This window comes from Vibrio sp. S234-5 (assembly GCF_000960595.1).
Taxonomy (GTDB): Bacteria; Pseudomonadota; Gammaproteobacteria; order Enterobacterales; family Vibrionaceae; genus Vibrio.
The window spans coordinates 145071-161378 of record NZ_JZAM01000237.1 but is presented as its reverse complement, the minus strand read 5'-3'; the positions used below and the strand labels follow the sequence as shown (position 1 = coordinate 161378).

Below are 16308 nucleotides of genomic sequence, written 5' to 3'. Positions count from 1 at the left end.
CAAGGTTGTTGATAAAATGATAACCATTATCATTTATTCAGTTTAAACTATGCCCACGATTTTGATTGCCGATGACGATCCCCTCATGTGCGAGCTCATTGACTCTGTCTTGCAGCAAGAAGGCTATCAGGTTAGCTGTGCCCACGATGGCGAGCAGGCGCTCAACTGGCTCGCCCGTGAGCCTTTTGATCTGGTGCTATTGGATGTGATGATGCCCAACCTCAATGGACTGCAAGCGGCGCGCCGTATTTGCCAGCGTTTCTCTACACCGATCATCATGATCAGCGCCTTTGCTGAAGAAGCCGATAAGATTGAAGGTTATGACTCAGGTGCCGATCACTACCTTGCCAAACCTTTTAGTATTGCCAAGCTTTTGACCCTGATTAAAGCGACCTTGCGCCGTGTTGCTTTGGAAAAGCAGCGCCATACTCATGTCAACACTTTAAGCGGTAGCGAGGCGGTGAGCGATGTTCTGACCACTCTCGGGCGTTTTCCCTTCACCCAAACGGAGCAGGAACTGCTGGTTTATTTGGCCAACCATCATCAGCAAGCCATCACCAAAGCGGAGTTGCAACACCAAGTGTTGAAACGCGAGTTGTGCCCGTTTGATCGCAATCTCGACATGCATATCAGCAATATTCGCCGCAAACTGACCCAAGCTGGCTGGTCAAAAAATACCATTCGTACCGTGCGAGGGATTGGTTATCAGTTTGAACTTACCCATGGCTAAACTGCGCCGTTGGCTCGCCTTGCCAAAAAAACTGGCTGTGCGGCTGTTTGTCGCACTCGCGCTTGGAGTGGTGTTGGTAGTGAGTGCGTTTAGCTGCGTGGAAATGTTGCTCTACCAGCGTCTACTCAATCTTTCCAAACAGCAGCACCAAGAATTTGTTGATTTGGCACACCAGGCGGGGCAGTGGGTCGCACGTAAAGAGTGGTCGCAACTGGCGCAATGGGAAGCCAAGCAGCGTTACGTACTGTATGTGGTTGATCAACATTTTCATCCGCTCAGTGGCCGAGATGTTCATCCGCATGTGTTGAAAAAAATGCACTTTTATCGCCGTTTAGATCAGCCGATGGGCGATCGTGTTTCTCGCCCTATGATTGGCATTCGTCTTGATCAAGAACATCAACTGATGATTCAACTGCCTTGGCAGCAGCACCCGGCCGCCAAGGCGAGCTACTATTTGTGGGCAGTGAATGCGATTGTCGGCGTGTGTATTCTTGCCTTTATCTCTTGGGTGCTGACGCGCTATCTGCAAAATCCGCTCACCCAGTTGCAGGCGGCAACGCGCGCATTGGCGCAAGAAAAAACCGACACCCGCGTCGCGCATACCCTTGGTCACAGCGTGAGCGAATTTCGTGAATTAGCGCTGGATTTTGACCGTATGGCCGAGCGCATCCAAATTTTGGTGGAAGAGCAGCGACAGTTGGTGCGTACTTTGTCGCATGAGCTCAAAACGCCGCTCACCCGCCAGTTGTTGGCCACGCACCTTTGTCAGCGAGCCAAAGAGCCTGAGCAGCGCACACTCTGGCTCGATAGGGTCGAGCAGGAAGCGCAATTGATGAACTCGATGATTGAAAAAATTCTTGAGTTGAGCCAGTTAGAGAGCAGCCAGTTTTCTGTATCGCTCAAGCCTTTGGACATCAATGCCTATCTCACCGAGCAAGCGGCTCTATTTGAGCCTCATCTTTTGTCTGGGCAACAGATTGAATTAGCCTTGTGTCAGCAAGCGGCTTGGATTGAAGCGGATCCTGTACTGCTGGGCAGTGTGCTCAACAATCTTCTCACCAATTGCGTGAAATACGCAGGCGAGGCGTGTACTATCTGTTTGTCCACCTTCGTTGAACAAGAGATGTTGATGATTGAAGTTGCCGACGATGGTCCGGGCGTTGGCGAGCAAGAGCTAGCCAAGTTGTTTACGCCATTTTATCAAGTCAAGCAGTCGCCAAGCTCAGCGAGTGGCTATGGGCTTGGCCTCTCGATTGTCGCGCAAGCGGTGAAAAAAATGGCGGGCAGCCTAAGTGCGCATAGTGAGAATGGCTTACAAGTTCGCCTGCAATTTGCTTGTTGGCAGCAAGCAGCAAAAAGTTCCGTAAAGTAATGTAAAGATTGTAAATCGAATACAATTGATAATTATTATCATATAAATTCCATTCCCAGTAAAACCAAGGCCGCCATTGATTGAAGCAGGCCAAGGGAGACTGACTAGGAAAGGAATAAAAACCATGTTGTTAACACGTAAGACAAACTTGGCGATGGCCGTTGCATCGCTCTGCGCGATTTCTACTTCTGCCCAAGCAGAAAGCAAAGCCGATGAAGTGATGGTAGTAACTGCTTCTGGATTTGAACAAAAACTGGTTGATGCGCCTGCCAGCGTAACGGTGATTACCGAGGAAGATCTCCGTGCCCGCCCGTACACCAATTTGCTTGATGCGCTGCGCAATATCGAAGGGGTTGACGTTGGTGAAAGCCAAGACAAAAGCGGCCAGAGCACCATCAGTATCCGCGGAATGGGGGCGGACTATACCTTGGTTTTAATTGATGGTAAGCGTCAAAACAACAATGGTGACCTCTATCCGAACAACTTTGTCGGTTTCCAATCGGCACACATTCCGCCACTGGATATGATTGAGCGTATTGAAGTGGTGCGCGGTCCTATGTCAACTCTGTACGGTGCAGATGCGATGGGCGGCGTGGTCAACATCATCACCAAGCGCGCCAGCACAGAGTGGCACGGCTCGATTTCAACCAGCCGCACCTTCCAAGAGAACTCAAAGCTGGGTGATGTTAACACTACCGATTTCTATGCCTCTGGCGCCCTGATTGAAGACAAACTCGCGCTGTCGTTGCGCGGAAGCTACTACGACAAAGCGGAATCCAACCCGACTTATGCGGCAGAACTTGGCCCGGATGGACAAATGCATACGCCTCCAACCACTTTTGGTGGCGGTGGCAAAACCTCAGACAACCAGAACTGGACTGCGGGCTTTGGCCTAGCTTGGTATCTCTCTCAAGATCATGAGCTGTTGTTTGATTACGACGTGTCACGCCAAAAGTACGACAACAGCGAATCGCAATTCGGCACCACCGATAGTGCCGCAACCATCTATAAAAATGCCCGTGTAGGCTATGCTCCGACTCAGCGCACGCTGCGTGACCAATGGTCTTTGACGCACAAAGGCAAGTGGGAGTTTGGCCGCAGTGAAGTCTCGCTATCGCATGTTAAAACAGAAAATTTAGGCCGTTCACTGCCGCTCTCGCTACAGCAGCGTCAAGAGTTGGCGGATAAAAAAGCCAATTTGAGCCAAGCCGAAGTGATAGCCTGGATCGAATCTGAATTGATGTCTCGTCCTAAACGTGAACTGCGCAACGAAAGCACTACGTTGGATGCCAAACTCGAGCTGCCTTTGGGCGATCACTTTGTGGTTGTGGGCGGACAACTGATTGATTCCGAAATGGAAGATGGCGTGTTTGGCATGCAAGGCTCGGGCTATCAAGCGGGAGCGATGCAAGAGCAAACCCAATATTCGCTGTTTGTCGAAGACAGCTGGCGAATCATTGAACCATTGACGCTGACCGCGGGTGTGCGCTACGACGATCACGACACTTTTGGTAGCCATGTTTCACCGCGTCTGTACGGTGTCTACACCTTTAACTCAAACTGGACAGTGAAAGGCGGTGTTTCAACGGGCTATAAAACGCCGAAAACCACCGATCTTTACTCCGGCATTACCGGTTTTGGCGGCCAAGGCACCAGCCCGTGGGTCGGCAATGAAAACCTGAAACCGGAAGAATCGGTCAACAGCGAAGTGGCGGTGTACTACACCCATGAAAAAGGCCATACCTTTAACGCGACCTTCTTCCATAACGATTTTAAAAACAAGATCGAAAGCAAATACAACTGTATCGCCAATCCAAACAATCGCGCGTGTGCCAATGCCGATGCCGCAGGTTGGAATGCGTTAAATAGCCGCTATGTGTTGACTTACAAAGACAACGTTGGTGATGCAAGAGTGCAAGGGATCGAACTGGCCGGAAAATTGGTGTTGCCTTACGACTTATCGCTGAGTGCTAACTACACTTACACCGATTCTGAGATCACCAGTGGGGCAAACAAAGGTGAGCCGCTGACCAGTAATCCAGTGAAGCACATGCTCAACACGACCTTGAACTGGTACGCGACCAACGATATTTCGCTCTACTTGACTATGGAGGCCAATTCCGATCGTTACAATGGTCAAGATGACAGTGGTAAGGATCAATACTACAAAGATTTCGAGATCTTCCATTTAGGTGGCAGTTGGATGCTGTCAGAGGATTTGACTCTTTCTGCTCGCGTGAACAACTTATTTGACAAAGACTTTACCACCTACGATGTCACCAACTGGCAAGATAACGGCGATGGTACCTACGACATGTCTAAAGAAGATCACTACAACGTGAAACACGCGTCGCGTAACTTCTGGATCTCGGCCAACATGCGCTTTTAAGCGGCTAATGGCAGATTAACGGATTCACAGTCCGGTTATGCTAGAAACATAAAAAATCCCCAGATGAAAGTCTGGGGATTTTTCTTATCTTCACAATAATGTCACAAGTCTTGGTGGTAAATAAGCTTATTGTTGAACGGTTGCACTGAATTAGGCCGAAATTGGGCCGATGCTTTATTTTTGTGAATGCGATGCACCAAGCTGGTGCTATCAATTTTATTTTTAGTGCTATTTTTCTAACAAGTACTTTAAAAACAATAAGATAAAAAGTTGGCACGTACCTTGGATTACTTGGTATGTAACAGGATGACGTTTTCAGAGAGGATGCAATGAAACTAATCAACGCCATAATTAAACCATTTAAACTGGATGATGTTCGTGAAGCGCTGGCGGATGTCGGCATTGAAGGGATGACGGTTTCAGAAGTGAAAGGATTCGGCCGCCAGAAAGGGCATACCGAGCTGTATCGCGGTGCCGAGTATCAGGTTGATTTTCTGCCGAAGGTAAAACTTGAGATTGCCACTCAAGCAGACAATGTGGACCGAGTGATTGAAGCGATCACCAAAGCGGCGCATACCGGAAAAATTGGTGACGGCAAAATTTTTGTGTACGACTTAAGTCACGCGGTACGTATTCGTACTGGCGAGACTGATATTGAAGCACTGTAACGATTCAAAGGACTGGAGAACTTACTATGGAATTAACAACAACCGTGACTGAGTTACGCTACGCGCTCGATACCTTTTTCTTTCTCATTTCCGGCGCGCTTGTGATGTGGATGGCGGCTGGTTTCGCCATGTTGGAAGCGGGGCTGGTGCGTTCAAAAAACACCACTGAAATTCTAACCAAAAACTTCTGTTTGTACGCTATCGCCTGTACGACCTACTTGGTGGTTGGTTATAACATCATGTACGTCGACAACAGCGAAGGCGGTTGGCTACCTTCGCTTGGTGCGCTGATTGGCAGTCAATCGGAAGGGGCGGATCACTCGCTTGAATCTGACTTCTTCTTCCAAGTGGTCTTCGTTGCCACCGCGATGTCTGTGGTATCGGGTGCTGTCGCTGAGCGTATGAAACTGTGGTCTTTCCTTGTGTTTTCGGCCATTTTGACCGCGTTTATCTACCCAATGGAAGGTTACTGGACTTGGGGTGGTGGCTTCCTGTCTGCGGCTGGATTTAGCGACTTTGCGGGTTCGGGTATTGTGCATATGGCGGGTGCGTCTGCGGCTCTAGCGGGTGTGTTATTGCTCGGTGCACGTAAAGGCAAATACGGTAAAAACGGTGAAATCTACCCAATTCCGGGTTCTAACATGCCACTAGCCACCTTAGGTACCTTCATCTTGTGGTTTGGTTGGTTCGGTTTCAACGGCGGCTCACAATTAATGCTGTCGGATTTTGAAAACGCGACAGCGGTAGGTCAAATCTTCCTTAACACCAACGCGGCTGCGGCTGCGGGTGCTATCGCTGCACTGCTCGTGTGTAAAACCACTTGGGGTAAAGCAGACCTGACCATGATTCTCAACGGCGCGTTGGCTGGTCTAGTGGCGATTACCGCAGATCCTCTTTCTCCATCGCCAGTTTACTCGGTGGCGATCGGTGCGGTAGCAGGTGCGCTGGTGGTGTTCAGCATCATCGGTCTGGATAAAGTGAAGATTGACGATCCAGTGGGTGCTATCTCTGTTCACGGCGTGTGTGGCTTCTTTGGCCTGATGGTGGTTCCGCTAAGCAATGCCAACGCGACTTTCTCAGCTCAGCTTCTCGGCGCTGCGGTCATCTTTGCTTGGGTGTTTGGCGCAAGCTTAGTGGTGTGGGGCATCTTGAAAGCGACCATGGGTATCCGTGTTAGTGAAGAAGAAGAGATGGAAGGCATGGACATGCACGATTGTGGTGTCGGCGCTTACCCAGAGTTCGTTACCGTCAAATAAGACACAAATCCTTACAAATAAAGCTATCAAAAACCCGCCGTTGTTGGCGGGTTTTTTATCATTTAAGCGTTGTTTTAAAAATCGACATGCTTATAATGACGCAACTGATAAACGTTATCATTCTAGTTCAAATCTGGCTCAAAGGACTCTCTTGATGAAAAAACTGCTTACTCTGTCTGCGCTGGCGTGCGCGACACTGGCACCGACAGCCATGGCTGCTGAAGAAGTGAACGTCTACTCTTACCGCCAACCTTTCCTGGTTGAACCCATGTTTAAAGAGTTCACCAAAGAGACGGGTATTAAAGTGAACGTGATGTTTGCGAAAACCGGTATTGCAGAGAAGCTAGCGCAAGAGGGCGAATACAGCCCGGCAGATGTGATTCTTACCGTAGACATCAGCCGTCTTGCTGAACTGACCGACAAAGGGCTAGTTCAGCCTGTAAACAGTGACATTATTGAAAAAAATGTCCCAGCACAGTACCAAGATAAGCAAAACGAGTGGTTCGCTTTGACCACCCGTACGCGCAGTGTTTACTCATCACGCGATCGCGTTGGTCTGCTGGGTGAAGATTTTGACTACGAAGATCTGGCGAAACCAGAATTCAAAGGCAAAATTTGTACTCGCAGCGGTAAACATCCTTACAACGTTTCTCTGGTATCAGCAATGATTGCTCATCACGGTGAAGCGGAAACCAAAAAATGGCTGGAAGGTGTGAAAGCGAACCTAGCGCGTAAACCGCAAGGCAACGATCGCGGTCAAGTGAAAGCGATCAAAGAAGGCCTTTGTGATGTTTCTCTCGGCAACAGCTACTACCTTGGCGCAATGATCAACGATCCTGAGCAAAAAGCGTGGGCGGACTCGGTGTATATCAACTTCCCGAACCAGAAAACTCAAGGTACACATGTCAACATCTCTGGCATGGCGATGGCTAAATACGCGCCAAACAAAGCCAATGCGCAGAAGTTGATGGAGTTCTTGACCGACGACGTAGCACAGCAAATGTATGCCGAGGTGAACTTTGAGTACCCAGTTAAAGAAGGCGTGAAACGCTCTGAGCTGGTGGCATCTTGGGGTGACTTTAAAGCCGATACGCTTTCTCTAGATGACATTGCATCTCACCATGCAGCGGCAATTAAGCTTCTCGACGAAGTGAAATTTGACCTTTAAATGAAACAAGGGGTATAACTGTACCCCTTGTAAATTAAAGTGATATGAGATGTATTTGCGAGCGCAACTGTATTTCATACAGCCTTGCAGTAATTAGGCGATGAAAGAACAAAAATACACCTGGAAAACCAGCAGTGGGGCATTAGCCGTACTGCTGGTTTTGCCGATCTTAGCGATCTTCTACACGGCGGTTGGCTCAAGCGACGAGCTGTTTGCTCACTTGTTGGCAACCGTGATGCCTTCCTACATTGTTAACACCATTACTTTGACCTTGGGCGTGATGCTGCTCTCGTTGTTGCTTGGCATTCCGAGTGCTTGGCTCATGGCGATGTGCAAACTGCCTAGTGAAAAGTGGCTGCAGTGGGCGTTGGTGCTGCCATTGGCGATGCCCGGTTACATCATCGGCTACATTTTTACCGATTGGTTTGACTACGCTGGCCCAGTACAGATTTTGCTGCGTGACATCACGGGCTGGGGCGCTGGGGAATATTGGTTTCCCGATATTCGAACTGTCCCGGGGGCGGTTTTCGTCCTGTCGCTGGTGCTCTATCCTTATGTCTATCTGCTGTGTCGCGCCGCCTTTATGGAGCAAAATGTCTCTTTGCTGCAAAGTGCGCGCCTGCTTAAATGCAGCCCGTGGGAGAGTTTTTGGCGTATTTCGATGCCGCTGGCGCGTCCTTCCATCGCCGTAGCCTTGTCACTGGTTGCGATGGAAACCATCGGTGATTTTGGCACGGTGAGCTATTTCGCGGTCAATACCTTAACTACCGCGGTTTACGACACTTGGCTGGGCTATTCCAATCTCAATGCGGCGGCGAAAATCTCCGCGTTGATGCTGGTGATCGTCATCTTACTGCTCAGCGCTGAGCGCTACAGTCGTCGTCGGCAAAAGCTGTTTCAAGCGCAGTTTAATAGCCATGAAGATTTTCGCTATCAACTGCATGGCTGGAAAAAATGGGCGGCACTGTGTTGGTGCTGGGGGCTGGTGGCCGTGGCGTTCCTGTTTCCACTGTTGCAACTGCTTGACTACTCGCTGACCTATTTCGCGCAAAGCTGGACCGAAGAGTTTCGCCGTTTTGCACTTAACAGCTTGCAAGTCTCTTTATCTGCGGCGATTGTCGCGGTATTGGTCGCGTTGGTGGTGAACTTCAATTATCGACTTCACAGCCAGCGCTCGAGCTTAGTGTGGATGCGCATGTCGTCGCTCGGCTATGCCGTGCCGGGAACGGTTTTGGCCATTGGTGTGATGGTGCCGGTGTTGTCGCTCGATCATTTGGTCAACGACTTGGCCAAGCAGTTTGCATGGGGAAGGCCGGGGCTGATTTTTTCCGGTTCTATGTTTGCCATGATTTTTGCTATGGTGGTGCGTTTTGCCGCGGTGGCGATTGGCAGTATTGAAAGTCATCTCAACAAGGTTTCCCCTTCGCTCGACATGGCGGCCAGAACCATGGGCTGTAATGCCAATCGCATGTTGTGGCGGGTGCATTTCCCTTTGATCAAACGTGGCATGCTCATAGCGGCCTTATTGGTGTTTATTGAGTCGATGAAAGAGCTCAATGCGGCTTTGCTTTTGCGACCCTTTAACTTCGAAACCCTTGCGACCTACGTTTATAGCTACGCCTCCGACGAGCGCTTGGAGATCGCAGCGATGCCTGCGGTACTGTTGGTGCTGGTCGGTTTGATCCCTCTTGTCATTGTTAACCGTTCACTGGAGCAGAGTCACTAATGAGCTGTGCGTTATCTATCCGAAATTTGACCTGCCAATATGATCAACAGACGATTTTAGAATCGCTCTCTTTGCACGTTGAACCGGGGCAAATTGTCTGTTTGCTTGGCGCGAGTGGTTGTGGCAAAACCACTTTGCTCAAGGCCATTGCTGGCCTCTTGCCGCTCAGCGCGGGCGAGATGTGCCTCAATGGTGTGACGATCGACAATGGCCAGCATTGGCTGCCACCTGAGCTGCGTAATATTGGCATGATCTTTCAAGACTATGCACTCTTCCCGCATTTGACGGTAGCGGACAACGTTGCATTTGGTTTGAAAGGGAGTAGTCAGCAAGACAAACAGCGTCGAGTGGCCGAAATGTTGGATTTGGTGCATCTGAGCGCCTTTGCCCAGCGCTACCCGCACCAGCTTTCAGGTGGTCAGCAGCAGCGAGTCGCCATTGCGCGCTCATTGGCTTACAAGCCAGATTTACTGCTGTTGGATGAACCGTTTTCCAATATCGACACCCAAGTGCGCCATGAGCTGATTGGTGAAATTCGCAAATTGTTCAAAGCGCAAGGGGTAACGGCGATTTTTGTTACTCATTCTCGCGAAGAGGCGTTTGCCTTTGCCGATAAAATGGCGGTGATGAACCACGGCGTAATTGAGCAATATGGCACGGCGTCGGAGCTTTACTATCAACCATCAAGCAAGTTTGTGGCGGATTTTCTTGGCGGGGGGGGTTATTTGCCCGCAACGCGTCTGTCTGAGAGCGAGTTCGAAACGCAGCTTGGTGTGGTAGAAGCCCAAGCGCAGCAGCCAATAGAACTCAACGCTCGCTGCGAACTGTTGCTGCGCCCGCAGCACATTCAAATCAGTGCCGCCGCAGAGAGCAGTATTTGCATTTTAGAACAGCAGTTTATGGGCGATCACTGTCGCTATGTGATTGAAAGCAATGGCAGTCAGCTGTTAGCCAGTTCCTCGCAAGCGCTGAGTGTCGGACAGAGCGTGAGTGTCAAAGTGGATACGCAAGGGATCTTGGCATTTTAAGAGCAAAAAAAAGCCCGACTTGGTGTCGGGCAATCGTTCTTCAGGTGAATCCTCTTGGCAGGATCAGTTTAAAGCCAAAAATTCTTTAAACTGTTGAAGAACAAGCTCAGCAGTCTCTTTATCCTGCATCTCGGCAAAAATTCTCAGCAGTGGCTCTGTGCCGGAGAAGCGGGCAATCACCCAGCCGCCATTTTTGAAGTAGACTTTGGCCCCGTCGTGATAACTCACTTTGTCGATGGCAAAATCAAACTCAGGTAGCTGCTTCTCAACATAAATTTTGTTGTACAAGGCCTCTTTCTGCGCGGCTTTAAATTTGCAATCGCCTTCGGCCATGTAAGCGTAGCCGTATTTGCTGTAGATCTCATCGAGTAGCTCAGAGAGCTTTTTACCGGTCACAGATAACATTTCCACCAAAAGGCTAGAAGCGAACACGCCATCTTTGCCCTTGATGTGACCACGAATGGTTAAGCCGCCAGAGCTTTCACCGCCAATCAAAGAGTCGTCGGCTTCCATTTGCGAGCTGATGTGTTTAAAGCCAACAGGAACTTCAAAGCACACTTCACCATGATCGGCGGCGATCTTGTCGAGAATATGCGTCGTGGCGATATTGCGTACCACCGAACCTTTCCAGCCTTTATATTCAAGCAGGTAGTAGTAAAGCAGCATCAACACTTCGTTAGGGTGAATGAAGTTGCCTTTCTCATCAATGATGCCTAACCGGTCGGCATCACCGTCAGTGCCGATGCCAATGTCGTAGCCCTCTGCGGCCACTAAGTGCTTGAGACGATAGAGCGTCGCGGCACTTGGCGAAGGCATTAGCCCGCCAAAGTCTGGGTTTTTGCCATCGTTGATCACGTCGACATCGCAGCGGCCATTAATCAGGACGGTTTGCAGTGCGTTTTTCGCCACGCCAAACATAGGGTCAATCAACACGCGCAGATTGGCACGTTTAATCGCTTCAATATCGATAAAATCGATGATCGAATCGACAAACTCATTCATCGGATTGATGATATTGATCTGTTTGTCTTGCACCGCTTGTTCGAAATCGACGCTTTTCACTTGAGCTAAGGTAAGATGCGCAATCTGTGTTTCGATTTTTTGCGTGATCACTTCATCGGCATCGCGTCCGCCTTCAATGAAGATTTTCACGCCATTGTAATCGGCAGGGTTGTGTGATGCCGTGATACAGGCAGAGTAAGCACAGCCCATTTCTTTGGCTTTGAACATCACAATCGGCGTTGGGACAAACTTGTTGATGAAGCTCACCACAACACCATTTGCCGCCAATACTTCGGCAAACCATGCCCCCGCTTTGTCTGACAAGAAACGGCGGTCATAGCCAATCACGAAACCACGCTCGGCAACCTTTTCGTTGTTGATGATATTGGCCACGGCTTGAGCAACTAAACGAACGTTATCTTTGGTGAACTCTTCGCCAATAAAAGCGCGCCAGCCACCCGTTCCAAATTTGATCATAACTTGATCTCCAATCGGAAGTGGCAACTCGGCCACTTCCAAAATTTTTGCTAGCGATACCGTGATGGGGTTATCCCAACACGACCACAACCTCATTCACCGTACCTTGCGCTTGCGCAGGAACCGCACCTGCGATCGCTTGACCGTTTAAAGTGATCGATTTCACTCCTTTTGAAACGCCTTGCGGGTTTTCTACCTTGATTTGGTAAGTGGCGCCGCGCCATTGACGAGTCACTTCAAAGCCAGGCCATGACGTTGGGATACAAGGATCGATCTCCAGTGCATCGAAGCCCGCTTTGATACCCAAGATATAGTTGGTGGTCGCGTGGTATGCCCAGCCAGAAGTACCGGTTAACCATGGGTGGTTTGCGCGGCCGTGATCTTGGTGGTCACGTCCCATGATGAACTGTACGTAAGAGTAAGGTTCAGCAATACGGGTTTCGATGATGTCGTTTTGGTTGTATGGGTTGAGCGCGTCGTAAAGCTCTATCGCGCGATCGCCGCGGCCGAGCTTCGCTTCTGCCACCCATGCCCATGGGTTTGGATGCGAGAAGATCGCGCCGTTTTCTTTCACGCCTTGGTAAACGCGAGTGACGAAACCGATGTCATCATTTGGTGTGGCAAACGATGGTGCGTTTAGGTGTAGGCCATATTTCGAGAACAAGTACTCGTAGACTGCATCCATCGCCTTGATACCGCGCTCGTGGCTGACGGCACCAGAAAGGACCGCCAGTGAGTTGGACTCAAGGTGTACTTTACCTTCCACTTGGTCGAAGGTGCCGATCTTGTCGCCATCTTTGGTCAGGCCGCGGATGTACCATTCGCCTTTCTCATCCCATAGGTGGGTTTCACATGCTTCACGAACGCCGTTTGCCATCGCTTGGTACTTATCGGTTGCGGCGTCATCGTTGCGGAAACGAGACAGTTCCAAGAAGGCTTCCAGTGCCCAGAAGTGCAGGAACGACACCATGGATGACTCACCGCCGCCGAGGTTTAGACAGTCGTTCCAGTCGGCACGTAGCCCTTTACAGATACCGGTTTGACCGACGTATTCTGCGGAGAAATCCAGCGCCGCCATCATGTGTTCGTAAACGGTCGCGTTGCCGCCGTCTGCGTAAGGGATCAGTTCGTCAATAAAGCCGATATCGCCCGTCTCTTTCACATAGTTCAAGATGGTTGGCACGATCCACAGGTGGTCGTCTGAACAGGTGTCTTTAATACCGTGGATCTTATCGTCGTCAGACGGTGTTGGAACAACGGTGGGTGATTTCGATGGTTTAACATCGGCTTTTTCTGGATCAAACCAGTCAGGATCGAAGAGGTGCAAACCGTAGCCTGCTTTCACTTGGCCGCGCAGCAGATCAACTAGGCGTTTGCGCGTCATTGCTGGGTTGGTGTGCGGAACTGAGATCGCATCTTGTGCGGTATCACGATAACCCAAACCGGTACGGCCACCGACTTCTATGAACGAGGCAAAGCGCGACCATACCACACAGGTTTCTGCTTGGTAGAGTGTCCATGCGTTGATCATGGTATCCAAACCAGCGTTTGGTGATTTCACCTGGAACTTCTCACAGCGCTCGTCCCAGTGTGCTTTGATACCGGCAAACGCTTGATCCACTTGGTTAAGATCTTGGTATTTTTCACGCAGTTTTGCGCCGTTGCCTTTACCTACACCTAAGATCACCGCAAAGCGCACTTTCTCGCCCGGTTGTAGCACAAATTGCTTATGCAGCGCACCACAGTGGTTGTAACAAGTTTGCGCGCTGTTCGAGCACTGACCTTGCGCGACTGCAATTGGGTTGGCTTCGTCGCGGTACATGCCGAGGAACGTATCGCGCTGGCCATCGTAGCTGTCGGCATCAAATGTGGCCGTCAGATAATAGAAACCAAGGAAGTCGTCGGTGTTGTAGTATAAGTCATACTCAATCACGCCATCTTTGAATTCGGTGCCCGCAGAGTAGAGTGACATCTGGTGGTTTTGGTTATCTGATTTGATGTGGCTGAAAGAAAACTCAACATAGTTGAATGCACTGATGGTGCGCACTTCATTTGACGTGTTTTCGATCTCAACATCCCAAACTTCGGCATCTTCGCCTTTTGGCACGAAGAGCGTTTTTTTCGCCACGATGCCATTGTACTCACATTTAAATTTTGAGTAGGAGAGGCCATGACGAACTTCGTAGCTCGCTTGTTCAAGGCTTTTTGCCACAGGTTGCCAGGAAATAGACCAGTAGTCGCCAGTGGCATCATCACGCAGATAGACGTAATGTCCCGGGCGATCTTGGGTAAAGTTGGGGCGGAATTTGGTCACGCGGTTGTACTCGGGCGAGTGATAGAAAGAGTAGCCGCCCGCGTTGTGTGAGATGACGGTACAGAACTTTTCTGTGCCCAGATAGTTCGTCCAAGGTGCTGGTACATCTGGACGGGTGATGACGTATTCACGATTGTCGTTATCGAAATAGCCGTATTTCATTGTCATTTCCTTTTCAACAAACTGCCGCATAGGCAGTCAAAAACTAAAGCGAGTAAAACAGCCTGGCGCTTTTGCCCCCGGCGGATTGTCTATTTCCAAGGCTGACGATATTGCACGCCTTGTTTGTCGAGCAGCGGTAAGTGGCCTTTGAGTCTTGCTAAGTAGTCGGGCCAGTCGCGTTGCTGTTTTTCGGTCCAACACGCTTCGGCCAGCGCGGTTAAGCGTGGGAAGATCATGTAGTCCATGCGTTGTGGGTTATTAATGATTTCGCACCAAAGAGCCGTTTGGATTCCCCAAATTCGTTTATGAATTGGGTCGTCAGCCGGTATATTGGCAAGCGGCTCGTAGGTATAGGCTTTTTCAAGTGGCAGTGGATTGGCCCAATCTACCCCCGGCTCTTCCGGTGCGTAATCTTGTGTCATATCGAGATAGGTGGTTTGTGCAGGCTGGAGCACCACATCAAACCCTTGGCGAGCGCAGTTCACCGCCGCATCTTCACTCAGCCAAGAGTAGATAACGGTGTCTTTGCTGACTTTGTCGCCGTGTTGTGCTTCTTCCCAGCCAAGCATGCGTTTGCCTAGTGAGCGCAGTTTTTGTTCCGCGTGGCGTAGTAAGTGTCCCTGAAGCTCTTTGTAATCTTGGTAGCCACATTCCGCCATCAACGCTTGGCAGCTCGGGCTGTTTGACCAAACGCCATGTGGCACTTCATCGGCGCCGATATGGACATAAGGAGAAGGAAACAGTGCCGTGACTTCTTCTAAGACGCGATCAAGGAACTGGTAAGTCCCTTCTAACGCAGGGTTTAACACGTTGTCAGAGTAGTTTTGAATGCTGCGATAGACGGTGGTGTCTTGTTCTTCAACCAGTAAGTGTGGCAGTGATTTGATCGCCGAGCGGCAGTGCCCCGGCACATCAATTTCAGGAATGACATTAATGCCTCGTTGCTGTGCAAACGCGACCACCTCTTTGATCTCTTCTTGGCTATAAAAGCCACCGTAGCGCTGCGAAATATGGGTGTATTGCGGCTCAATGGCTTCATCGACGCCGCGCCAAGCGCCAATTTCGGTCAGCTCAGGGAACGCTTTGATCTCAATTCTCCAGCCTTCATCGTCGGTCAGATGCCAATGGAAGGTGTTGAATTTGTAGTGCGCCAACAAGTTAATCAGACGTTTAACTTGCTCGATACTGTGAAAATGGCGTGAGCAATCGAGCATCATGCCGCGATAATCAAAGCGTGGTTGATCGGCAATCGTGCAGCACATCAGTTCAATCGGCTGACTCTCTTCAGGGCAACCAATCCATTGCAATAAGGTGGCGCTGGCGTGGACGAAGCCAGCCTGCGATCCTGACTCGATCGAGATGTGCGACTCACTGATATTGAGGTGATAAACCCCTTCATCCAAGGTAGGATTCTTTTTATATACCAGCTTGCCATGCTCATCGGCGCGAAGAGTGATGTGGTGAATACGTTGCAGCTCGTCAATAAACCACAGGGCTGCGCTTTGCGCTGCATCGCATTGCCAAGCTACGCCGCTCTCAGCGGTAAGGGTAAAGATCCCTTTATTAAGAGTCATCGCGTTCGGTTTAGGTAGCAGGGCGTGCTCACTGGCTAAAGTATGTGGCAGCACCTCGCGTTCACGATAAGGGGAAGCAAGTACGATAGGAGGGACATCCACCGGGTGGCGAACCCGTGTATCGCTTTGCTGAAATTCAATAAAGGCTTGATTTAAACCATCGGAATAGTAGCGAAATGGATTGGTTTGCACGCTAAATTCACAGTAAAAGTGGTGATTTGCCGCTAACACTTGCGTTTCCGGCTTTAGCTGGCAATAGCTACCAATTTGCGTCAGTGTGCCATGTGAGACGCTACCAGGCTGAATGAAGCGATTGAAAGCAAAAGTGAGCGACCATGCGGGCAGATCCTGGTCACTGAGATTATGCAAAGTGAGCCCAAAACGACAATTCTGTTTCTGCTCCGAAAGGACAACCAGGTCAATACGATATTCCATGAACAAT

Annotated in this window: 11 protein-coding genes; 8 read left to right on the top strand and 3 right to left on the bottom strand. The window is 50.0% G+C overall.

Annotation, left to right across the window (positions count from 1 at the left end):
- Positions 1 to 49: 49 nt before the first annotated feature.
- The 8 genes from UF06_RS15110 to UF06_RS15075 all read left to right on the top strand — a co-directional run bounded on the left by UF06_RS15110 (position 50) and on the right by UF06_RS15075 (position 10337).
- A complete protein-coding gene (locus tag UF06_RS15110; RefSeq protein ID WP_045571174.1) occupies positions 50 to 730 on the top strand; it encodes a response regulator transcription factor in 681 nt (226 codons plus the stop codon).
- Entirely contained in the window at positions 723 to 2102 is a 1380-nt protein-coding gene (locus UF06_RS15105) for a sensor histidine kinase (protein ID WP_045571173.1), read from the top strand. Before UF06_RS15110 ends, UF06_RS15105 begins: the two co-directional genes overlap by 8 nt.
- Before the next feature lie 124 nt (positions 2103 to 2226).
- Positions 2227 to 4491, top strand: coding sequence for a TonB-dependent receptor (locus UF06_RS15100; protein ID WP_045571172.1), 2265 nt, complete (start codon positions 2227 to 2229; stop codon positions 4489 to 4491).
- A gap of 329 nt (positions 4492 to 4820) precedes the next feature.
- Positions 4821 to 5159 (top strand): P-II family nitrogen regulator, encoded by a 339-nt coding sequence (glnK, locus tag UF06_RS15095; protein WP_039430416.1) that lies wholly within the window; start codon positions 4821 to 4823, stop codon positions 5157 to 5159.
- A 26-nt stretch (positions 5160 to 5185) separates the two neighbouring features.
- Positions 5186 to 6415: an ammonium transporter gene (locus tag UF06_RS15090; RefSeq protein WP_045571171.1), complete on the top strand. Its 1230-nt coding sequence runs from the start codon at positions 5186 to 5188 to the stop codon at positions 6413 to 6415.
- A 154-nt stretch (positions 6416 to 6569) separates the two neighbouring features.
- Positions 6570 to 7583, top strand: coding sequence for a Fe(3+) ABC transporter substrate-binding protein (locus UF06_RS15085; RefSeq protein WP_045571170.1), 1014 nt, complete (start codon positions 6570 to 6572; stop codon positions 7581 to 7583).
- A gap of 100 nt (positions 7584 to 7683) precedes the next feature.
- A complete protein-coding gene (locus UF06_RS15080) occupies positions 7684 to 9309 on the top strand; it encodes an iron ABC transporter permease (RefSeq protein ID WP_045571169.1) in 1626 nt (541 codons plus the stop codon).
- Positions 9309 to 10337, top strand: coding sequence for an ABC transporter ATP-binding protein (locus tag UF06_RS15075; RefSeq protein ID WP_045571168.1), 1029 nt, complete (start codon positions 9309 to 9311; stop codon positions 10335 to 10337). The genes UF06_RS15080 and UF06_RS15075 overlap by 1 nt, the downstream gene beginning before the upstream one ends.
- 63 nt (positions 10338 to 10400) lie before the next feature.
- Here UF06_RS15075 and UF06_RS15070 read toward each other — a convergent pair whose 3' ends face one another.
- From UF06_RS15070 to UF06_RS15060, 3 genes are all read right to left on the bottom strand, one after another.
- Positions 10401 to 11816 (bottom strand): phosphoglucomutase/phosphomannomutase family protein, encoded by a 1416-nt coding sequence (locus tag UF06_RS15070; RefSeq protein WP_045571273.1) that lies wholly within the window; start codon positions 11814 to 11816, stop codon positions 10401 to 10403.
- Positions 11817 to 11886: 70 nt separating this feature from the next.
- Positions 11887 to 14292, bottom strand: a complete 2406-nt coding sequence (locus UF06_RS15065; protein ID WP_045571167.1) for a N,N'-diacetylchitobiose phosphorylase — start codon at positions 14290 to 14292, stop codon at positions 11887 to 11889.
- Between the two features lie 89 nt (positions 14293 to 14381).
- The gene (locus UF06_RS15060; RefSeq protein ID WP_045571166.1) at positions 14382 to 16301 is read right to left on the bottom strand and encodes a family 20 glycosylhydrolase; all 1920 of its coding nucleotides are present in this window, start codon (positions 16299 to 16301) and stop codon (positions 14382 to 14384) included.
- Positions 16302 to 16308: the final 7 nt, after the last annotated feature.